18 protein-coding genes are annotated in these 21,349 nt (G+C 48.9%); 11 read left to right on the forward strand and 7 right to left on the reverse strand.

All coding sequences use genetic code 11. From position 1 onward, the window contains the following. The first annotated feature begins 71 nt into the window (after nucleotides 1-71). Entirely contained in the window at nucleotides 72-806 is a 735-nt protein-coding gene (locus ACTJJJ_RS27900) for a 3'-5' exonuclease (RefSeq protein ID WP_188938744.1), read from the forward strand. A 10-nt stretch (nucleotides 807-816) separates the two neighbouring features. Further along, entirely contained in the window at nucleotides 817-3,204 is a 2,388-nt protein-coding gene (rnr, locus tag ACTJJJ_RS27905) for a ribonuclease R (RefSeq protein WP_440703672.1), read from the forward strand. Here rnr and ACTJJJ_RS27910 read toward each other — a convergent pair whose 3' ends face one another. Then, nucleotides 3,205-3,453, reverse strand: coding sequence for a hypothetical protein (locus tag ACTJJJ_RS27910; protein ID WP_188938746.1), 249 nt, complete (start codon nucleotides 3,451-3,453; stop codon nucleotides 3,205-3,207). 265 nt (nucleotides 3,454-3,718) lie between these two features. Here ACTJJJ_RS27910 and ACTJJJ_RS27915 point away from each other — a divergent pair, with 265 nt between their 5' ends. From ACTJJJ_RS27915 to ACTJJJ_RS27935, 5 genes are all read left to right on the forward strand, one after another. After that, nucleotides 3,719-4,618, forward strand: coding sequence for a 3-keto-disaccharide hydrolase (locus ACTJJJ_RS27915; protein WP_229223318.1), 900 nt, complete (start codon nucleotides 3,719-3,721; stop codon nucleotides 4,616-4,618). 113 nt (nucleotides 4,619-4,731) lie between these two features. Then, complete coding sequence (gene gldG / locus ACTJJJ_RS27920; RefSeq protein ID WP_440703673.1) at nucleotides 4,732-6,384, forward strand: gliding motility-associated ABC transporter substrate-binding protein GldG; 1,653 nt, start codon at nucleotides 4,732-4,734, stop codon at nucleotides 6,382-6,384. A gap of 109 nt (nucleotides 6,385-6,493) precedes the next feature. Beyond that, a complete protein-coding gene (dnaN, locus tag ACTJJJ_RS27925; RefSeq protein WP_188938749.1) occupies nucleotides 6,494-7,618 on the forward strand; it encodes a DNA polymerase III subunit beta in 1,125 nt (374 codons plus the stop codon). Between the two features lie 185 nt (nucleotides 7,619-7,803). Continuing rightward, complete coding sequence (locus ACTJJJ_RS27930; RefSeq protein WP_188938750.1) at nucleotides 7,804-8,178, forward strand: BlaI/MecI/CopY family transcriptional regulator; 375 nt, start codon at nucleotides 7,804-7,806, stop codon at nucleotides 8,176-8,178. A 2-nt stretch (nucleotides 8,179-8,180) separates the two neighbouring features. Continuing rightward, the gene (locus ACTJJJ_RS27935) at nucleotides 8,181-10,088 is read left to right on the forward strand and encodes a M56 family metallopeptidase (protein WP_440703674.1); all 1,908 of its coding nucleotides are present in this window, start codon (nucleotides 8,181-8,183) and stop codon (nucleotides 10,086-10,088) included. 54 nt (nucleotides 10,089-10,142) lie between these two features. Here the strand turns inward: ACTJJJ_RS27935 and ACTJJJ_RS27940 are convergent, their stop codons facing one another. Together ACTJJJ_RS27940 and ACTJJJ_RS27945 are read right to left on the reverse strand one after the other, a co-directional pair. Further along, nucleotides 10,143-11,219, reverse strand: coding sequence for a 2Fe-2S iron-sulfur cluster-binding protein (locus ACTJJJ_RS27940; protein ID WP_440703675.1), 1,077 nt, complete (start codon nucleotides 11,217-11,219; stop codon nucleotides 10,143-10,145). A gap of 131 nt (nucleotides 11,220-11,350) precedes the next feature. After that, entirely contained in the window at nucleotides 11,351-12,568 is a 1,218-nt protein-coding gene (locus tag ACTJJJ_RS27945) for a pyridoxal phosphate-dependent aminotransferase (RefSeq protein WP_188938753.1), read from the reverse strand. Between the two features lie 182 nt (nucleotides 12,569-12,750). Here ACTJJJ_RS27945 and ACTJJJ_RS27950 point away from each other — a divergent pair, with 182 nt between their 5' ends. Together ACTJJJ_RS27950 and ACTJJJ_RS27955 are read left to right on the forward strand one after the other, a co-directional pair. Then, nucleotides 12,751-13,623 (forward strand): RtcB family protein, encoded by an 873-nt coding sequence (locus ACTJJJ_RS27950; protein WP_440703676.1) that lies wholly within the window; start codon nucleotides 12,751-12,753, stop codon nucleotides 13,621-13,623. Then, nucleotides 13,517-13,891 (forward strand): RtcB family protein, encoded by a 375-nt coding sequence (locus ACTJJJ_RS27955; RefSeq protein WP_438821080.1) that lies wholly within the window; start codon nucleotides 13,517-13,519, stop codon nucleotides 13,889-13,891. Before ACTJJJ_RS27950 ends, ACTJJJ_RS27955 begins: the two co-directional genes overlap by 107 nt. Here the strand turns inward: ACTJJJ_RS27955 and ACTJJJ_RS27960 are convergent. Both ACTJJJ_RS27960 and ACTJJJ_RS27965 read right to left on the reverse strand, forming a co-directional pair. After that, nucleotides 13,888-15,135: a BamA/TamA family outer membrane protein gene (locus tag ACTJJJ_RS27960; protein WP_229223319.1), complete on the reverse strand. Its 1,248-nt coding sequence runs from the start codon at nucleotides 15,133-15,135 to the stop codon at nucleotides 13,888-13,890. The two genes, ACTJJJ_RS27955 and ACTJJJ_RS27960, sit on opposite strands and share 4 nt — an antisense overlap. A 114-nt stretch (nucleotides 15,136-15,249) precedes the next feature. Then, nucleotides 15,250-16,461: an NADP-dependent isocitrate dehydrogenase gene (locus ACTJJJ_RS27965; RefSeq protein WP_188938754.1), complete on the reverse strand. Its 1,212-nt coding sequence runs from the start codon at nucleotides 16,459-16,461 to the stop codon at nucleotides 15,250-15,252. 116 nt (nucleotides 16,462-16,577) lie between these two features. Between ACTJJJ_RS27965 and ACTJJJ_RS27970 the strand changes: the two genes are divergently transcribed. Together ACTJJJ_RS27970 and ACTJJJ_RS27975 are read left to right on the forward strand one after the other, a co-directional pair. Then, nucleotides 16,578-17,171 (forward strand): 5-formyltetrahydrofolate cyclo-ligase, encoded by a 594-nt coding sequence (locus tag ACTJJJ_RS27970; protein ID WP_440703677.1) that lies wholly within the window; start codon nucleotides 16,578-16,580, stop codon nucleotides 17,169-17,171. Nucleotides 17,172-17,348: 177 nt separating this feature from the next. Then, nucleotides 17,349-18,359: an aspartate-semialdehyde dehydrogenase gene (locus ACTJJJ_RS27975; RefSeq protein WP_188938756.1), complete on the forward strand. Its 1,011-nt coding sequence runs from the start codon at nucleotides 17,349-17,351 to the stop codon at nucleotides 18,357-18,359. Between the two features lie 63 nt (nucleotides 18,360-18,422). Here ACTJJJ_RS27975 and ACTJJJ_RS27980 read toward each other — a convergent pair whose 3' ends face one another. Continuing rightward, nucleotides 18,423-19,640: an NADH-quinone oxidoreductase subunit D gene (locus ACTJJJ_RS27980; RefSeq protein ID WP_440703678.1), complete on the reverse strand. Its 1,218-nt coding sequence runs from the start codon at nucleotides 19,638-19,640 to the stop codon at nucleotides 18,423-18,425. Nucleotides 19,641-19,642: 2 nt separating this feature from the next. After that, complete coding sequence (locus ACTJJJ_RS27985; protein WP_229223320.1) at nucleotides 19,643-21,148, reverse strand: glycoside hydrolase family 10 protein; 1,506 nt, start codon at nucleotides 21,146-21,148, stop codon at nucleotides 19,643-19,645. Nucleotides 21,149-21,349: the final 201 nt, after the last annotated feature.

The following is a 21,349-nucleotide window of genomic DNA, read 5'->3' on the forward strand; positions in this document are numbered from 1 at the left end:
TTTAAACAGGATGTATTATCATTTCGATATTTTGCATAATATTGAAAATCATCATTAAAACCCTACACACTATGACAGAAGATTTCAAACGCCGCGCCAAAAATTTCCTGCTCCTCGACATTGAAACAGTCTGTTCCCACGCGAGCTACGATGAACTCCCCGAACGGATGCAGAAGCTTTGGGACAAAAAGGCCCTGACGCTCAAAAAAGGTGACGATTCGATCTCCAATGCCGATTGCTTTTACGACCGCGGCGCCATTTATGCGGAGTTTGGAAAAATCATTTGCATTGCGTTCGGCGCTTACTATTGGAACGAAAAAGATGAGATTGCGTTTAAGGTGAGTAGCTTCGCCGGAAACGACGAAGTTCAGTTGCTGCTGCAATTCAAGGCGCTGATTGAAAAATACCCCGCCGAACAGCTTATCCTCTGCGCCCACAACGGCAAAGAATTCGACTTCCCGTTCATTTGCCGACGGATGCTGATCCACCGCATCGAAATCCCAAAAGCATTGCATATCACGGGTAAAAAACCCTGGGAGCTTCTCCACCAGGATACGATGGATCTGTGGAAATTCGGTGATTACAAAAACTACACCTCACTCGATTTGCTGGCTGCTGTTTTTGATATCCCCGGAAGCAAAAACGAAATGAGCGGCGACCAGGTGACAAAGGTTTACTACGAGGAAAATGATCTGGCTAAAATTTCCCGATATTGCAGAGAGGACGTGGTAGTGCTGGCACAATTGTATCTTCGGCTACATTGCTTTGACCAAATCCCCGAAGGAAATATCCTGAGGGTTGAATAATATTGAATACATGAGAGAAAAAAAGATTGTAAAGAACCTCCAACCGGAGAAAAGAGAGGCTTCGGCCCCTCATCACATTGTTTCTTACATAGATAATTTAAAGGCGGACATTGCCGCGTTCTTTGATCTGAACGCCGAGCATGCTTTCAGGCCTTTCGACGTGCACGACCATTTCGGGGTGCACGACAAAAAAGTGCGGGTGCTTTTCAACGAAATCCTGCATGAACTGGAACAGGATGGCAGGCTGATTTATAACAAAAACGGCACTTATGCCTCTGTGCCTGAGAAAGCTAAGCCGCACGGGCTGACCGGCCGCGTAGATCGCGTCAACAAAGGGTTTGCTTTTGTAATCATCGAAGGCCGCGAAGACGATATTTATGTAGACCTGGAATTGCTGAATGGCGCCTGGGACGGCGATATTGTGCAGATTCAACCACTTTCGAAGAATACGCGCAATTTGAGGTCGCGTGGCGATTCCGGCCGTAACCGTACAGAAGGCCGCGTTACAGAAATTGTAGAGCGGTCCAATGCGGAAATTGTCGGTGTTATTGAAATTAATCCACGTTTTGCAGTCGTACAGCCCGATAGCAAAAAACTTTACGACCCGATTTTCCTCGAACCCGACGAGGTTGGAGAGGCGCGCCATGGCGATAAAGTAATCGTGAAGGTCAAAGAATGGCCTACACGCCGAAGCCAGGCAGAGGGAGAAATTGTTTCCGTGCTCGGAAAGGCGGGTAATAACGATGTGGAAATGCATGCGATCCTCGCCGAGTTTGGCTTACCCTACCATTTCCCGGAAATCGTGGAAGCGGAGGCACAGAAAATTCCGGATAAAATTGCCAAAAAGGATATTGCCAAACGTCGTGATATTCGCGACGTGCTGACTTTCACCATCGACCCTGTCGACGCCAAAGACTTTGACGACGCATTGTCGGTAAGGTATCTTGATGAGGATGTCGTAGAAGTGGGCGTGCATATTGCCGACGTTTCGCATTACGTGCTGCCCGGAACCGAGCTTGAAAAAGAGGCATTTCGTCGTGCAACGTCCGTTTACCTGGTTGACAGAACGGTGCCTATGCTTCCGGAAAAGCTTTCGAATAACCTCTGCTCCCTCCGGCCACATGAAGACAGGCTGGCATTTTCGGCAATTTTTGAGATTACCTCCAAAGGGAAGTTGCTGAAAGAGTGGTTTGGAAGAACGATAATCCATTCCGACCGGCGTTTCAGCTACGAAGAGGCACAAGCTGTGCTCGATTCGGGCGAAGGCGATTTCCCAAAAGAGCTGGATACGCTGAACAAATTGGCGAAGCTTTTCCGGAAAGAACGCTTCAAAAAAGGCGCTATCAATTTCGAAACACCGGAAGTACGCTTTCGACTCGATCCGGAAGGTCGTCCATTGGGCATTTACACCAAAGAACGCCACGATTCGAACAAGCTGATCGAGGAGTTCATGCTGCTGGCCAACAAGCGTGTGGCGGAATACGTTTACTCGCTGTCGAAAGGCGAAAACAAGAATACGATGGTGTACCGTATCCACGAAGCCCCCGATCCGGATCGTTTGCAGACGTTCGCGAACTTTGTGGCCAAACTGGGCCTGAAACTGGAAGTCGAAGAGGAAGGCAAAATTGCTAAGTCGATGAATGCTATGCTGGCGAAAGTGGAAGGTAAGCCCGAGCAAAACCTGATCGAATCGCTGGCCGTTCGCACGATGGCCAAAGCCCGGTACAGCACCGCGGACCTTGGTCACTTCGGGCTGGCATTCACTCGGTATTCACACTTCACATCACCCATTCGCCGCTATCCCGACGTGATGGCTCACAGGCTGTTGCAGCATTACCTCGACGGCGGTGCGAATGTGGATAGTGAGCAATATGAACTTGCATCGAAGCATTCCTCCGAACGCGAGCGGCTTGCTGCCGAGGCGGAGCGCGCATCGATCAAATACAAGCAAGTCGAGTACATGAGCATGATGGATCCCGAGAAGGAATTCGACGGCATCATCACCGGCGTGACCGAGTTCGGTATTTTCGTGGAAATCACGGAGACTGCTTCCGAAGGCCTCATCCGCATGACCGACCTTGGCGACGATTATTACGAGCTCGAAAAGGATAACTACCGCATTATCGGCCAGCGTACCAAGAAAATATATGCGTTTGGTGATGCGGTAAAGGTGAAGGTAAAAGAAACCAACCTCGCGCGCAGGAGTATGGATTTGTATCTTGCTGGAACCAAACCCGGCCGCAGAAGCGAATTCAGCCGCCCTGGCTTTGACCGGGAACGTGATCGCGGGCCTCGGGAACGGAAGCCTAAGGAGGCAAGAGGTTCAGGACGCGTGAAGCGGGGTGCCGGGGGAACTGGGGGTGGAAGCTCGGCTAAGGTGAAGCGGCGGAGAAGGTAGTTACTGCTCTTCTGCCACCAATGCGTTTACTCGCCGTTCGAGGTTTTTGACCCGTTCGGCGATTAAGTTTACTCCATGAAGCCAAGCGGCTGTTAAAGTTTCCGAATCTGCGTCAATTCTTCTGGTCTTCCAGAAATTCTTGCGTTCTTCCTCTGATTCCAAGGACATATATTCTCTGAAATAAGGGAGAAATATCGGATGTACCAAGGATTCCGGGTTCAGTTTTTCAAACGTTGTTTGATTTGCCATATTCGTTCAAGTATAGCGTCAATGTGTTGTTCTCTTTCTTCATCGCTCATGCTGAGTTCTCTTTGCCGAGTGTTGTGAAAGTCGATTAGAATTTTTAATAGTCGATCTTCTTCTTCTAGTTCGTTTCTCTCAGCATCAGACATAAATTTAACCAATAAAAAGCAATTAAAGCTTAGCCGCGAAGGTAGAAAACGGCTCCGCTTACCTTCCATTTGATGTACAAACACCCCATTTGGCTGATTAAATGGTTTTATCTGCAAAATCTATGACCTCGAAAACTTTACTGTGCCTTCTTGTCTCATTGATACCACTCACCTCATTCGCTCAGAAAAGCAATAAAGACAAAGAAGAATGGCAATCCCTCTTCAACGGCAAGGACCTTACCGGCTGGGACGTGAAAATTGCGGGCCACAAGGTGAATGACAATTACAAAAATACCTTTCTGGTCGAAGACAATATGATCCGCGTGAACTACAAGGAGTATGACAAGTTCACCACAGAGTATGGCCATATGTATTACAACAAGCCCTATTCCCACTATAAAATAAGGCTTCAATACCGCTTCACGGGCAACCAGGTTCCGGGCGGGGCGTCCTGGAATGTACGGAATAGCGGCATTATGCTGCATTCGCAATCAGCGGCAAGCCTTGGGCTCGACCAGGATTTCCCGATTTCACTCGAAATGCAATACCTTGGCGGCCTCAATGCAGGCGAGCGTAATACGGGTAACCTCTGCACACCCGGAACCATCGTGGATATCGACGGAAAGCTTGCCGAAGCACATTGCATTAACTCTACTTCCAAAACCTACAATGGAGATCAATGGGTAGATGCCGAAGCGATTGTACTCGGCGATTCGATCGTTTACCACTTGATAGGAGGCGATACGGTGCTCGTTTACACCAATCCGCGTATCGGAGGGGGTTATGTCGGCAAAAACCATACTTTTAAGGATGGAAAAGTTGGCAACGAGGCCGAATGGATCAAAAAAGATAATACCAAGCTGGGCAGCGGCTACATTGCATTGCAGGCGGAAAGTCATCCGATCGATTTCCGGAATATCGAATTACTCAATCTAAAAGGCTGTATGGACCCTAAGGCGACGAATTATAAATCGTATTACGTCGCGGCCGAGAATTCGACTTGTACCTATAAAAAGAAATAACCTGGATCGTGCGGGCAATAAAACCCGATTGATTTTCGGTTTTTTATATTTTTGCAGGAATGGACGGTTCGTCTGAATCGTCCATTTTTGTTTAGAAATCAGCCTTTGTGCTAATGAAAAAAATTCTTACCCGGTTTGTACTGCTTGTGGTTGTCCTGGCCGGGATCAACTGGCTGGCTTCGTCGTTTTTTTTCAGGTGGGACCTTACCGAGGATAAGCGGTACAGCATTTCCGACGCTACCAAGCAGCTTTTGGGAAGCCTGGAAAAGGATGTAATCGTGAATGTGTATCTTAATGGTGACTTTCCCGCGGGCTTCGAACGACTAGAAAGCGCCACGCGGGAGACCTTGGAGGAGTTTAAAACGTACGCCAACGGCCATTTGATCGTCAATTATTCCGACCCCACTAACGCCACCAGCGAAGAGCAACGCCAGAAACAATACATGAACCTGATCGACCGTGGCTTGAACCCTACCAATGTGTTCGCGAACGAGGACGGTAAACGGACGGAGAAAATCATTTTCCCGGGTGTGATCGTGCAGGCAGATACGCTTTCCGTGCCGGTTCAATTATTAAAAGGGAATAAAGCAAGCACGCCGGAGGAACAATTGAACCAGTCCTATGAAGGCGTCGAGTTTGAATTGGCATCCGCGATACGCGTGCTGGCGAATCCGCAACGCAAGAAAGTTGGGTTTGTGGTGAGCCACACGAAAATTTCCCCAGCCCGTTTGAGCGATATTATTGCTACAATTCAGCAGAGCTACGATGTATTTCTGGACATGAACAATCCGGAATCCTACGAAGGCCTCGATGCATTGATCATTATGAAACCCGATAGCGCTTTCTCGGACGACGAAAAATACAAGCTGGACCAATATGTGGTTGGAGGTGGTAAGGCATTGTTTTTCGTGGACGGCACGCGCGTGGACAGTGTGAGCCTCGACGGCAATTATGCCCAGCCCTTGGATTTGAACCTCGGCGATCTGTTTTTTAAATGGGGAGTCAGATTGAATACCAATCTTGTCAAAGACCTGAACTGTGCGCAAATTCTGCTGAATGTGGGTAATGTGGGCGACAACCCTGAGATCCGTCCGGTGCCTTGGCGCTTCTTTCCGCTGTTGAATAATTTTGGAAAACATACTGTTACCCGCAACCTGAACGCCGTATACACAAGATTTCTCAGTTCGATCGACACTGTCGGCGGCGCGAATGACATTGCCAAAACACCTTTGCTGATGACCTCGCCTTACACGCAGCTCGTGAATGCGCCTGCGCTCGTGGGCTACAACGAGGCTCGCAAGGACCCGCAGCCATCGGAATACCGCTCGGGCATCAAACTAGCCGGCGTATTGCTCGAAGGATCATTCAATTCGCTCTTTCAAAACCGCATTCTGTCCGGTGATCCGCGAGCCGCAAAGTTTAAAGCAAGCGGTAGTGCCGGGAAGGTGATCATCTGTTCAGACGGCGACCTGATTGTCAACGATTATGACTATAAAAGGAATGCCCCGTTGCCACTCGGCTATGACCGCGTAACCAAGCAGACATTCGGCAACAAGGATTTCGTGCTTCACGCACTTGATTACATGACCGACGCGAATGGTTTGATCAATGCCCGCGGCAAACAAATCGCAATCCGCGCTTTGGACAAAATACAGATACAGGAGGACAGGAAGTTCTGGCAGGCGCTGAACTTATTGCTACCTGTGATACTAATCGGTCTTTTCGGGGCAATCAGATATTATCTTAGAATCCGAAAATTTGGGTGACAACGCGGCTGGCACTTTCGTAATTTTTTATACTTTTGTTCCCTACAAAAAAGTTTTTCCGGAATCTTCCGCATATAAATCTATCAACTAAACACTTACGTCACGAATTATGAAGTTTGTCGTTTCGTCATCAGTTCTGCTCAAACAGCTATCCGCTATAAACGGTGTCGTTTCAACGAACCCAATTGTGCCAATCCTTGAAAATTTCCTGCTTACACTCGAAGGAAATTCCCTGACCGTGACGGCATCCGACCTTCAAACCGTAATGATCACGGAAATTGAAGTAGAGTCGTCCGAAAAAGGCGCCATTGCCATTCCAGCAAAGTTGCTGCTCGACACCCTCCGCGGCCTACCCGAGCAACCGATCACCTTGCAGGTGAATGGTGAAACATTTGGAACCGAGATTATTTCCGATAATGGTCGCTACAAGCTATCGGGCGAAAACCCGATCGATTTCCCAAAAACTCCGGTTGTGAACCGCGGCCAGTCCGTAGATTTCTCTTCCACTGCCTTGGGATCGGCCATTGCCAATACACTGTTCGCTACGAGCACCGACGATCTTCGCCCGGCCATGACGGGGGTTTTCGTTCAAATGGGTGCCGAAAGCGCAACTTTCGTGGCTACCGACGGTCATCGCCTCGTGCGCTACCGCCGTACCGACATCAAATCGGACGTCGATACGTCGATGATCATCCAGCGGAAAGCACTAAACCTGCTGAAAAGCTGTCTGCCGTCTGACGATGTTCCGGTAAAAGCGGAGTTCACTTCTTCGAACGCGTTTTTCAGCTTTGGTAACATTCGCATGATCTGCCGGCTGATCGACGAGCGTTTCCCGGATTACGAAAACGCAATTCCTACCAACAATCCGAATACACTTACCATTAGCAGATTGGAGATCCTCAGCTCGCTGCGACGTATTTCAATCTACTCCAACCGGACCACCCACCAGGTACGCATGAAAATGGCGCTGAATGACCTGGTAATCTCTGCGGAAGACCTCGATTATTCGAACGAAGCCAACGAGCGCCTGATGTGCGAATATAATGGCGACGATATGGAGATCGGTTTCAATGCAAAATTCCTGATCGAAGTGCTCGGTAACCTTTCGAGCAAAACCATCACGTTCGAGCTTTCCGCTCCCAACCGCGCCGGACTCATCATTCCGGTGGATCAGGAAGAAAACGAAGACATCCTCATGCTGGTAATGCCGGTAATGCTTAACACTTACGTTTAGAAAATAGTAAGACCAATATTGCAAAGTCCGGCTACCCGCCGGACTTTTTTTGTGTTTAATCCACTCAAATACAATATGTTACCTAGCTCCAAGCGTTAATTACGAAAAAAATCGTAGTTAACGCTTGCATGTACGATTTTTTTCGTAGACATTTGGTACGAAGATCATCGTAATTAAATAACCGCATGTATATCAAGCCCACCGACTCTGAACTGGAAATTCTGAACTACCTCTGGCAGGCAGGTCCCAGTACCGTCCGTTCCGTGCATGATGCCCTTTCCGAAACCAAGGACGTTGGCTACACCACCACCTTGAAGCTTATGCAGATCATGCATGACAAAGGGCTGCTATACCGCACCGAGCAAGGACGATCGCACATTTACGTAGCGCTTCTCGGCAAGGAAGAAACGCAACAAAATTTTGTAGGTAAAATGGTTGAAACCCTCTTTCAAGGCTCTGCGGCTCAGATGGTGATGCAGGCACTGGGGAATCACACCACCTCCAAGGAAGAACTGAATGAAATTCGTGAGTTATTAAATAACCTGGAAAACAATCATTAGCCATGGAATTCTTCTCAAATCTGTTACCTAATCCGGCCGTTTCCGCATTTGGCTGGACGCTCATCCACTCCATCTGGCAGGGAACGCTGCTGATGCTGATTGCTGTTGCCGCATTCTATTATTTGAGAAAAAAATCAGCCAACACGCGTTACCTGACAGGCGTTGGCTTTCTTTTCACACAGGTCATTGCCTCTGTCGGAACATTCATTTACTATTATCCTAAAACCACCAGCGCGGTTACCGATGTAAAGACTTTGGCGCGCTATACCGCATTGTCCACATCCCGCACATGGGCGGAAGTCTCGCGGGACCTGCCCATTACATTTAAAGTACAAATGTGGCTTACCGCGCATTTACACGAGCTCGTTATCTGCTGGCTCATCGGCTCCGGCATTCTCCTCGTTCGCTTCGCCGGGGGCTGGATTTTCACGGAAAGGCTTCGCATTAATGCCAAAATCGTGATGGACAAAGAATGGCGGGCGAGATTCGGGGTGATTACTGCGAAAATGAATATTTCCAAGGCCGTCGAGTTCCGTGAAACGGCCAAAGTACTAACACCCATGGTGATCGGCACATTGAGTCCGGTCGTATTGATCCCGATTGGCTTGCTTTCAGGATTTTCAACTGCACAGGTCGAAGCTATTCTCGCGCATGAGCTGGCACACATTCGCAGGAACGACTACCTGATCAATATGCTGCAATCGTTCGTGGAAGTGATCTTTTTCTTCCATCCGGCCATCTGGTGGTTGTCGGAAAAAGTCCGGGCCGAACGCGAGCATTGCTGCGACGATATTGCACTGGCCATTTGCGGCGATAAAATGTCCCTGGCGCATGCGCTTGTGAAAGTAGCCGAATGGCAGGCTACACCCGGATTGGCAATGGCTTTCGCATCCAAAAAACCGCTGTTAATGCACCGTGTGCAGCGTGTTTTGGGATTAAATCCTAAACCTGTCCGCACACTGTCAAGCCTGCCCGCCATGATTTTCGCGATCGGCCTAGTGATTGGTATTTCCGCTTATGCCGTTGCCCAAAAGGTTGAAAAAGACAAAGAAAAGAAAGCCGCCAAACACATGACCATCAAAAAGCGGAAACCGGTGAAAATAGAAACCCGCAAGGAACATGAAATGGAGGAAATGGCCGAAATAGCTATTGACGAGCAGATTCATGAAAATATCGAAGCTGAAATGGCCCATGTAGAGCTCGATATGGAAGCGCCTGAAATGGATTTCGAACATTCGAGCAATGATACCCTGGATCGGAAGATGTGGGAAATCAACCAAAAAATCCGGGCGATGCATGAAGAATTAAAACCATATCATATACGATTGCAGGAATTGCACCGAGAACGCGAGAAATACCGGTTTGAAACCGAACGATTTGAACGCGAAATCGAGAAAATTGAATGGAAAAAGCATCGTGCAGAAGAACTAAGATCCGATTTGATGGAAAAGAGGTCTGTCCTGTTTAACCAGGATGGCAAGGAATCCAAGCTCAGCGATACAGAGCTGGACAAGCAGTTGGTCGATTTTGAACAACAGATCAAAGCCCAGGAGCAGGTTATTTCTGAACTCAACAATCAGATTTCCAATACGACAAAAGAGGCAATGAAAGCCGAAGAACCGGAGAGAAAAATACAGCGGGAAATCGAGGAGGTAAATTACAAGATCAGCGAGCTCGGGAAGGACATCGGATTAGAAACGCTGAGCTATCGGAAAATGCGGAGTATCGATGAGCCTCCGCGTCCGGTGCGAGTAGCCCGGTCGGGACGCATGCGACGCGCAGGAACCCCTCCTCCCCCACCACCAGCCCCGGTGGCCGCGCCAGCAAAAGTGGTTCCCGCGCTCCCTGCGAAACCCGCACCAGCGCCCAAGCCGCCACTTCCACCGAAGAAAGACCCCAAGGATAAATAAATGAAAAGGGCAGCGATTCATCCGCTGCCCTTTTTTGTCTATTTATTCAAAGCGTTATTCCACCTCAATCACCACATCGTCGCTCATCGGGTGCGTTACGCAGGTGAGGATAAACCCTTCATTAACCTCGGCCTCAGAAAGCGCATCCTCCTCGTCCATTTGCACTTTTCCGGACGTGCACCGGCCCATACACGCAGTACACATCCCGGCTTGGCAGGAATACGGCAGGTCGATATCCATATTCAGCGCTGCTTCGAGCACCGTTTCGTGTGGTTTTACGGGCAGCTTATATTCCGTGCCCTCGTAAAACAATGTGATTTCGCGCGTTTTAGGCGAATCGTCATCTTCCGCTTCAGGTTCCACTGTTACGTCTCCTGGTTTAGCAGAAGTCGCTGTGACAAAACTCTCTTTCCGGATTTTGTTCTCCGGCACGGCGAGTATCGAAAGTGCACGATGCGCTTCTTCCATCATATCCTCGGGCCCGCACAGAAAGTATTCCGCTTCTTTTTTATTCAGCGTAGGGAGTTTTTCAATGATTTTCAGCACGTGGCTCTTATTCAATCGCCCGGTTTCGCCCTCCCAGCCTTCATTTGGCTGACTTAATGTGTGCACAACTGTCAAGCGTTTGCCGTATTTAGCCTCCAAAGCCACGATTTTGTCTTTGAAAATAATGCTCTCCTCCTTCCGGCTTCCGTAGATCAGAAAAACTTCGCTTTCCGGCTCCACCATCAGAACGGACTTCAAGATAGAAAACAGTGGGGTAATGCCACTTCCGGCACCGATAAATACCACCTGTCGCGTCTGATCGTCCGCCTGTTTAGGAAAGAAATGGCCCATTGGCTCCAATGTTTCCAGTACATCGCCTTCCTTCAGTGTGTCGAGCAGCAGGTTCGAAGCATAACCGCCAGGCACCCGCTTGATCGTAATCGCCAGCGAGACGTCCGTATAGGGAGAACTCGACATGGAGTACGATCTTCTGATTTTTTTATCCTCAAAAGGCAGCAACAACGTCAGGAACTGACCCGGGCGATATTGAACAACTTCGCTGATCGGATGCCAGAAATGAATGGTAGCAGCTTCGTCCGTTTCCTTTTCTACTTCTTTAACTTTCAGAAAATAATATTTGCTCATTGTTTGGCTGTAAGCTTTAAGCCGTGGGCTCTATGCTTATTTGTTCAAAAAAAGGTGTGCTAATGCGAAATAAAACAACACAAAAGCCTCATAGGTAACACCCATGAGGCTTTTAAGATTTCATTTTAATACTATTTCAAAGTTGCTACGGCGTCCTTGATACGTTTTACTGCTTCTTCCAGCGCCTCGTCGGCAGCTGCTGTCGAGATGCGGATGCAATTAGGAGCCCCGAAACCTGAACCTGCTACGGTCGAAACAAAAGATTTGTTCAAAATCCAGTTCGCAAAATCATCCGAATCTTTGATGAGCGTCTCGCCATCCGATTTTCCGAAATAATAGCTCACATCCGGGAATGCGTAGAACGCTCCTTGCGGTACGTTCACCTTGAAGCCTGGAATGTCTTTCAGCAAACCTACCACCAGGTCGCGGCGACGGTGGTATGCCTTCGCCATTTCGATAGAAGGCTCTTTCGGGCCATTGAATGCAGCCGTAGCCGCTTTCTGTGCGATAGAGTTGGTCCCTGATGTAACCTGACCTTGCAGTTTTTCAACACCGTCGGCGATCCATTTCGCCGCCGCGATGAAACCGATCCGCCAGCCTGTCATAGCATAGCCTTTCGCCACACCATTCACGGTGATCACACGGTCTTTCAGTGCAGGGATAGAACCGATGCTGAAATGGCCTTCCTCGGTAAAGTTGATGTATTCGTAGATCTCGTCGGCCAGCACGTACACACCTTCGTGTTTTTCGAGCACCGCTGCGATTTCTCTCAATTCTTTTTCTGAATAAACAGCGCCTGTCGGGTTGTTCGGCGAAGCGTACATCACCACTTTCGTGCGGGGCGTGATGGCTGCCTCCAATTGTGCGGCAGTTACTTTGAAATCGTTCTCAAAAGCACCGTCGACAATCACCGACTTGCCTTCCGCGAGTTTCACCATTTCGGAATAGCTCACCCAATAAGGCGCAAAAATTACCACCTCATCACCCGGGTTCACCAAAACCTGAATCACGTTCGCCAGTGAATGTTTCGCACCGGTTGAAACCACGATATTTTCCGGTTTCCAATCTATATTATTGTCGCGCTTTAACTTGTCAGCAATGGCCTTTCGCAGATCAGGGTAACCTGCTACGGGTGAGTAACCGTGAAAACCATCGTCGATGGCTTTTTTAGCGGCCTCGCAAATGTGTGCGGGCGTCTTGAAGTCTGGCTCACCAACGCTCAGACTGATCACTTTATGGCCTTGGGCGGCCAGTTCACGGGCCATTTTGGTCATCGCCAGCGTCGAAGACTCTTCGAGGGCGTTGATGCGGTCGGCCAACAACCGTGTTTGCTCTGCTACTGCGGACATTGCAACGTTTTAATTAAGTTAAAGAAGGTACTGCGAACTGTATCAACAAATTGCCCGCAAAGGTACTGCTTTTTTAGAAGTTGTATTGTATTATGTCAAGAAAGATTTAATGGAGATATACCAATGAGCAAGCGGTAAACCCGATCGGCTTGAGATAGCGGCACATTCAACGATATTTGTTCATGGACACACCCATTACAATAGAAGAAATCATTTTGCTGGCCAATGTGCCGGACAACCTGCATACTGCCTTCCTGCGCGTCGTGAACGGCCTGCACGAGCGGGCGAAATATCCGAAAGAGAAGGTCTTTCTGATGCTCGTCAAAATGCTGAACGACCCTAAAAAGTATGCTTTTTCGAAGAATAAGGTCACTAACCTGGCCAAAACGGTCTATGATCTGCGAAAAGCCGGTACTGAAATTGCGCTGACGGAAGCCGGGAAAGAAGTATTGAAAAGCGAGGAAGCGGTACTCGTGCCGGAAGACAAAACGGCACAGGCCAGGGCTGCATTCAGTCTTCGGGAAAACAAGCTGGATTATGCAGTTTTCGGGAAAGAGCATATTGAAGAAGGCGCATTGGCGCAAATGGAGACTGCCGTTAGTTTACCCATTTCAGTCGCTGGCGCATTAATGCCAGACGCGCACCAGGGTTACGGATTACCCATCGGCGGCGTCCTCGCCACCGAACCCGACAAGGTGATCCCTTACGCCGTAGGCGTCGACATTGCCTGCCGCATGTGCATGTCGGTCTTCGACATTCCGACCAACTACCTCAGACGCGAGCCGCATTTCCTGAAAAAGATACTGACCGAAAATACCAAATTCGGCATGGGCGGCGAAACAGCGCGAAAATACGACGAAAGCGTCATGGACCAGCCCGAATGGGAAGCCACCAAGGTGATCCGCTCGTTGAAAGACAAGGCATACCGGCAGCTCGGCACGTCGGGTAATCGTCCACCGCAAAGGCGCCACCCCCGCCGGCTCCGACGAACTCGGCATTATCCCCGGCTCGATGAGCCAGCCGGGATACGTCATCCGAGGCAAAGCCAATCCTGAATCGCTGAGCTCGGCCTCCCACGGCGCCGGCCGCGTCATGTCGCGTACAAAAGCATTCACTACCACGACTCGCAGCCAGATGAATAAGATTTTACAAGACAATGGTATTCAACTCATTGGCGGAGACCTCGACGAATCACCGATGGTTTACAAGAATATCGAGGATGTGATTGCGGCGCAGTCCGAGCTTGTGACGGTACTGGCGAAATTTTCTCCGAAGATTGTCAGGATGGCGGATGCTAATAGGAAGGAAGGGCGAGAAGACTAAAACACCTCCCCCAAATTCACAAACAACCCCCGCGACCCATCTAGTCCGAACCCATAATCAATCGCAATATTGGCGCCGGAAGTCTTATTCACCTTAATGCGAATACCCAGCCCTCCCGCAGGAGCGATTTTGCGGAAGCTTTTGGAGGGCCAATCTGACACGCTCTGTGCATTAGCAAAGATAACGCCGCCAAAGAGGCCGTTCTTAGTGAATGCGAAGCGATATTCCGATTCAAAATAGAGCAGATTGGTACTGCGGAAGCGGCCCTGAATGTAACCACGGCCGATATTATTGGTTGGGTCCCAGCCGGTGGCGGGAAGATCCAGATACGGCGGCTTGCCGACGGTGAGCCAGTTGTAATTCCAGAATGCGAGGGTGTTCTGACTACCGCGCGGCAGGTTGAAATAGCGGCGGACATCGATCACGACCGCCTGCCAGGTGTTCGTGCTGCCCAACGCTTTCATGTTCGGCCGGAATTGCATATTGGTATAAAACCCTTTTAATGGATTGATCGAATTTGTGCGACTGTCGTAGGCAAGCGTAAAAAGCGGCCCGGTCGACGACGATTTATTCCCTAATCCATACTCTTTGATATCCTGGTTCAGCTTCTCTTCCTTGTCCGACTGCATGATCTGCCATCTCTTATCATAGGCAAAACCCAGCCCTACAAAAAACGATTTACCAATCCTTTTCAACACTGTCTGGTGCAACCTTAAATGCTTATATTTCAATCCAGTAGCATCTCGGATCTTGGAATCCATACCCAACCCGTACGTATCCTGCGGATATTTGAAAAACCGCCAGTCTACCACAAAGTTGTAGTTATTATGCCGCGTCCAGATGTTGGCCTGGACGGGGATGGTCATTTGCTTGTACTCAGTGTAAATGAAATTGGTGGTAATGCTCGAAATATTGGTCGTTTTGGGACTGCTGGTATAAAATGCAATATTCGCATTGAGCGAGCCCGTAAGCCCGGACGAGAGCGTGTACCCACCCGCGGGTACGAGAGAAAATATCGGCTTGCCCGATTTGATCTTCGGAACACGTACCGAGTCCGACTTGTCCTTGGATTTCCACTTTCTGAGAACATCGATCAGGTCTTTTTGCATCACCTTTTGGGCGGAGTCGGCGATGGCTACGGTGTCCTGGCTTGTAATCTGACTCGTGGTTACATAGCGCCCTGCCTGCAAACCACTCATGGTCAGCACGATAAGTGAGGCTGCTATGGTTAAAATCTTGATCACCAGGTCGGGTTTGTTAAGCGCGTTCCAAGTAATATATAATAAAATAATACCTGCCACAAAAAAAGCCACCGGCTTCTTGCGAAACCGATGGCTTTGTACCACTAAATGTAAGTATTATGCTAATGCAGCCTTCAAGTTGGTGTCGATAGCTTCCAGGAACTCTTCTGTGTACAGGTAGTGCTCACCATGTTTCACATCGTTTCCGTGCAGTCCGATTGCCAAATCCTTGGTCATTTGTCCACCTTCAACAGTTTGGATACATACTTTTTCCAAAGCGTTAGCGAAATCAATCAATGGTTGGTTGTTGTCCAGCTTACCACGGAATGCCAAACCGCGGGTCCATGCGAAGATGGAAGCGATCGGGTTTGTAGAAGTGGGTTTGCCTTTCTGGTGCTCGCGGTAGTGGCGGGTTACCGTTCCGTGTGCAGCCTCAGCTTCCATGATTTTGCCATCCGGCGTAACCAGCGTTGAGGTCATCAGGCCCAGTGAACCGAAACCTTGTGCAACGGTATCCGACTGAACGTCACCGTCGTAGTTTTTACAAGCCCATACGAAGTTACCTTCCCATTTCAATGCGGAAGCCACCATGTCGTCGATCAGACGGTGCTCGTAATGTACTTTTCCTTTGTATTCAGTCTCGTACACTTCCTGGAAGATATCCTTGAAGCGGCCGTCGTATTTTTTAAGGATGGTGTTTTTGGTAGAAAGGTACAAAGGCCATCCTTTGTCCAAAGCCACGTTGAAGCAAGAGCGCGCAAAGCCGCGGATCGACTCGTCGATGTTGTACATAGCCATCGCTACACCAGCACCTTTATATTGGTACACTTCGTGCTCGATCACTTGTCCGTCCTCGCCTTCGAATTTGATCGTCAGCTTACCTTTTCCAGGCACAACGAAATCGGTAGCACGGTATTGGTCACCAAATGCGTGACGTCCTACGATAATCGGTGCCGTCCAGTTGGTAACCAGGCGAGGCACGTTCTGCATGACGATCGGCTCACGGAACACAGTACCATCGAGGATGTTACGGATCGTTCCGTTAGGCGATTTCCACATTTGTTTCAGGTTGAATTCTTTTACGCGATCTTCATCAGGAGTGATCGTTGCACATTTGATACCCACGCCGTATTCTTTGATAGCGTTCGCTGCATCAATGGTAACCTGGTCATTCGTCTCGTCGCGGTACTCGATGCCCAAATCGTAGTATTTGATATCTACATCGATATAAGGGAGGATCAGTTTTTCCTTGATAAACTTCCAGATGATGCGGGTCATTTCATCGCCATCCAGTTCTACAACGGGATTGTCAACTTTAATTTTGCTCATGTCTTAAATTCTATACAATAGTTAAAGATTTTGAAATCAGACCGTGAAAGTACGAACAATAGAATAAAAAGGCGAAATTTCCTCCGATTACATCCCCAAAAAGACCAGAGTACCCGATGAAAAAGGCTGCGTTGCGAAAGGAATTTTTACAAAAAAGAAAAGAGGCTGACGAGCGCTGGCTGATCGAAAAAAATGCCCTGATCGCGCAGAATCTTGAAAAATTTGTTCTGATCAATCATTTTAAGACCCTTCATACCTTTCTTCCGCAACTCGGGTCACGGGAAATCCACACGTCCTACATTATCGAGTCATTCCGGATTTCATTCCCGACAATGCGAATTGCCGCTCCTTACATCGTACCCGGTACACGCGAAATGGAGCATTTCCTGATAACTCCCTTCACCCATCTGGTCATAAATCAATGGCGAATCCCCGAGCCTGACCCACTGACCTCAGAGAAAATTTCAACGGAAGAAATTGACATCGTGCTCGTCCCGCTTCTTGCGTTCGACCGCAAAGGTTACCGTGTGGGCTACGGTGGAGGCTATTATGACCGTTTTTTGCCCCAAACCCGGCCCGATTGTATCAAAATGGGCCTTTCGCTATTCGAAGAAGTGTATGAAATAGAGGATACCAATGAATTTGATATTCCGCTCGACATGTGTATTACTCCCGAAAGGCTGTATGATTTCAAAAGTTTAAAAGCCTAGTAAACTAGTCTGAAATGTGGGCTATGGACGTTCCTTCCTGAATTTTAATGCATTAAACAGGCAAATTTTCCTATCATTCTAAAAAACTGCGTAAATTTGCGGCACTTTTCGCGGGGCGGCGTGCGCCATTTGCAAAGAGTAAATCATATTCTATCCATTTTTAATCTTAATGCAAGAATGAAAATCGCAGTAGTAGGCGCTACCGGTCTGGTGGGCGGCGAAATCCTTAAAGTGCTCGAAGAGCGTAATTTCCCGGTGACGGAGCTATTAGCCGTCGCATCTGAAAGGTCTGTTGGTAAGGAAGTTACATTCAAGGGTAAACAGATAAAGGTGATCGGCTTCGAGGATGCGATTGCTGCCAAGCCTGAGATTGCGATCTTCTCGGCTGGTGGTAGCACTTCTCTTGCCCTTGCACCTAAATTTGCGGAAGCAGGCATTACCGTGGTAGATAACTCTTCTGCTTGGCGTATGGACCCCACCAAAAAGCTGGTTGTTCCCGAAATCAATGCGGTCGAATTGACGAAAGAAGACAAAATCATTGCAAACCCGAACTGCTCTACCATTCAAATGGTGGTAGTGCTGAACCCCCTGCACAAAAAATATAAAATTAAGCGTGTGGTTGTTTCCACTTACCAATCGGTAACAGGGACCGGTAAGGCTGCCGTGGACCAATTGTTCTCGGAGCGCGCCGGCGACCACAGCAAAGGCAAAGTGTACCCGCACCAGATCGACCTGAACGTGCTTCCGCACATCGACGTATTCCTCGATAATGGTTATACCAAAGAGGAAATGAAGATGACAAACGAGACGAAGAAGATCATGAGCGACGACAGCATTGCGGTAACCGCAACCACCGTTCGTATCCCGACGATCGGTGGTCACTCCGAGGCTGTTAACATCGAATTCGAAAATGAATACGACCTCGACGAAGTGCGTCAGATCCTGGCTGAAACCGAAGGCGTAATCGTGCAGGACGATCCGAAAAATGCATTGTACCCAATGCCTTTGACAGCGCACGGCAAAGACGAAACTTTCGTAGGCCGCATCCGTCGCGATGAATCTCAGCCAAAAACACTGAACCTGTGGATCGTAGCCGACAACTTGCGTAAAGGCGCTGCCACCAATGCAGTTCAGATCGCTGAGTTTTTGGCGAAACACGACCTGGTAGGTGTAGCTGCGGAAGCTTAAAAAGTTTGATAAAATGAAAAGAGCCGCTTCGAGCGGCTCTTTTCATTTATATACTACTCTATGTTATCTGTCGACCTCTCCCATTACCACATCGATGGAACCAATAACAGCAACCAAATCAGCGAGTAATGCCCCTTTTGAAATTTCCCCGATTACCGAAAGGTTATTAAAAGAACAAGCACGCGCCTTGCAGCGAACAGGAATATCCGAGCGGCCGTCGGTACGGAAATAGAAGCCCAGTTCTCCTTTAGGGTTTTCAGCACGCACATAGAAATCCATCGCTTTCGGCCGGATTTTCTTCGGAACAACGGCCTGCGGGTCAAAATCGCGGGTCCTTTTATGGTCTCCCTGCAACTGCACCAGGCATTGCTCGATCATTTTCACCGATTCCCAGCATTCCACTACGCGTACCCAGGTACGGTCCCAGCAATCACCTGTTTTCCCAAGTTTTCCTTCGCCGATAGGTACTTCAAAATCCAGTTCAGGATAAACCGAGTAGCCATCCACTTTTCTTAAATCATATCTCAAACCCGAACCACGGAGCATTGGTCCCGTGCAGCCATAGTTAATGGCAACGTCCAATGGCAGCACGCCCACATTCGCGGTTCTTTGAATAAATATCTTGTTATCCACCACCAATTGCTGCAATTCGACGAGCTTTGGTTTCAGGTATTTCATAAACTCGCCGCACCGCTCTTCAAAACCAACCGGCAGGTCGTAGAACAAACCTCCGATCCAAATGTAATTGTACAACATCCGCGCGCCGCAGGTCCATTCGAGCAGGCGTAGGATTTGCTCGCGGTCGCGCATCATCCACAGGAACGGCGTATATGCACCTATGTCCATTGCGTATGTACCCAGCGCGACGAAGTGGGAAGCGAGCCTGTTAAGCTCCGCAACCACGACACGGATGTATTCGATTCGTTTGGGAATTTCGTTTTCAATGCCCAGCATTCTTTCTACACCCATCACATAGGCATGCTCCGAGTTCATCGCCGCCACGTAATCCATGCGATCTACATAAGGGATGATCTGGTTGAATGGCAACGATTCCGCATGTTTCTCGAAACAGCGGTGCAGATACCCCAGATGCGGCACCACATCGATCACCACCTCGCCATCGGTCACCACTTCGAGGCGCAATACGCCGTGCGTCGACGGGTGTTGCGGGCCCATATTGAGCACCATTTCCTCAGTACGAAGATCTTCGGAGTTGTATTTCGTAGGCGCCGAGGCAATGAAATGCCCGGGTTTATATTCGTATTGAATAGCGTTGCTCATACCTAAAACCTGACTAGCTTCTGATCGTGTACTTCCACGCGCAACGGCCCGATAGGACGACTCTCATTGTGCAGGCGATCCACAGCCGTAACATAATATACATATCTTTTGCCCGACTCAGCGGTCATATCCACGAATTTTTCGCCTTCGTAGCACATTCCCAGAATACGGCGCGGGTCGTGGGCGGTGGCCTTCTCCTCGGGAGGGAAGCGGTAAATGACGTAATACCACGCTTTGTCGCCGTCGGCGGCAGCGTCCGGCTGCTCCCAGGTCAGCTCTATCCCGCGGGAAAGCAATGTCGCCTTGAGGCTTTTGGGAGACAAGGGTGGAACGCGGTCCTTCCACGGCATAGTGGGGATCAATGCAGGATACTTGAAAAGATCCCTTCTCAACGAATCCACAAAACCCAGACTATTGGCCCTTAACGATCTTGAACTAAAAAAAATAGAGCCATCTGCCTCGCTGTCACGGAAATAGCGGACCTGGTTAGGTATTTCAGCAGGATTCGACCAATGCGAGTCCTTGTCCTTATACCCGACGCGGTAAGCGCCCATACCTATATATAAATGTCTGTCAAAACGATTCTCGGTCCACCAATCGACCAGATTCTTGTAAGGAACCCTGTTGAAACCGGAGGAGAAATAAACCTGCGGCGCAATGTAATCGATCCAGCCTTCCTTCACCCAGCGGCGGCTGTCTGCAAAAAGATCGTCGTAGGATGCCAGCGCTCCGAATGTCTTGGAACCTTCCGCATCGCGATCCTTATTACGCCATACCCCGAACGGGCTGATCCCGAATTTAAGCCGCGGATTCAGTGCTTCGAGTGCTTCGTGGATCTGCTTTACCAATAAATCCACATTATGACGGCGCCAGTCGGCTTTATTCGTGTAGCCGTCGGAATACTTACGGAATGTCGCATCATCCTGGATCACCTGGCCGGGCGTAGCATAAGGGTAAAAATAGTCGTCGAAATGGATACCATCGACATCATAGTTCTTTGCGACATTGACCGTCATATCGGTAATAAACTTCCGGACTTCTGGAATACCGAAATCGAAGAGTTTATAACCATCATAAGTTAAAATCCACTCCGGATGAAGCCTGCTTATATTCTCGGCGGAAACGCTTTTGGAAGATTTATGCACCAGGCGGTTGAGGTTCAGCCACGCATGAAATTCGAGTCCACGCTTGTGCGCCTCGGCAATCATGAAATCGAGCGGGTCCCACATCGGGTCGGGTTTCCGGCCCTGCACGCCTGTAAGCCACTCCGACCACGGTTCGGGGCTTTTGGCATAGAATGCATCTCCCGCCGCGCGCACCTGCACGAACACCGCATTCATCCCAACACGTTTGTGAAAATCGAGCAGACTGGAGAACTCCTCCTGTTGCTCTTCCGGAAGGAGGTTTTTGCTGCTTGGCCAATCAATATTGTCGACAGTGGCAATCCAGACCGCTCTAAATTCTCGCTTCGGGGGCAGATTATTCTCCGTTTCCGCGCTCTGAGCCATGCAACTTTCCAGTAAAAACATGATAACAATAAAGGAAAGCGCAACAATTTTAATTTTTTTCACTATCTAACCAATGCAAAATGTTAATCCAACCAAAGTAACGTATTTTGGAACAAAGTTAGCCGACAACCGTCTTAATTTCGAGCAATAACGCTTTGATTTGGATCGGCATATGAAAATTGGCAGCACGGGCCTTTTCTT

This window comes from Dyadobacter sp. 22481 (assembly GCF_052044875.1).
GTDB classification, from domain to species: domain Bacteria; phylum Bacteroidota; class Bacteroidia; order Cytophagales; family Spirosomataceae; genus Dyadobacter; species Dyadobacter endophyticus.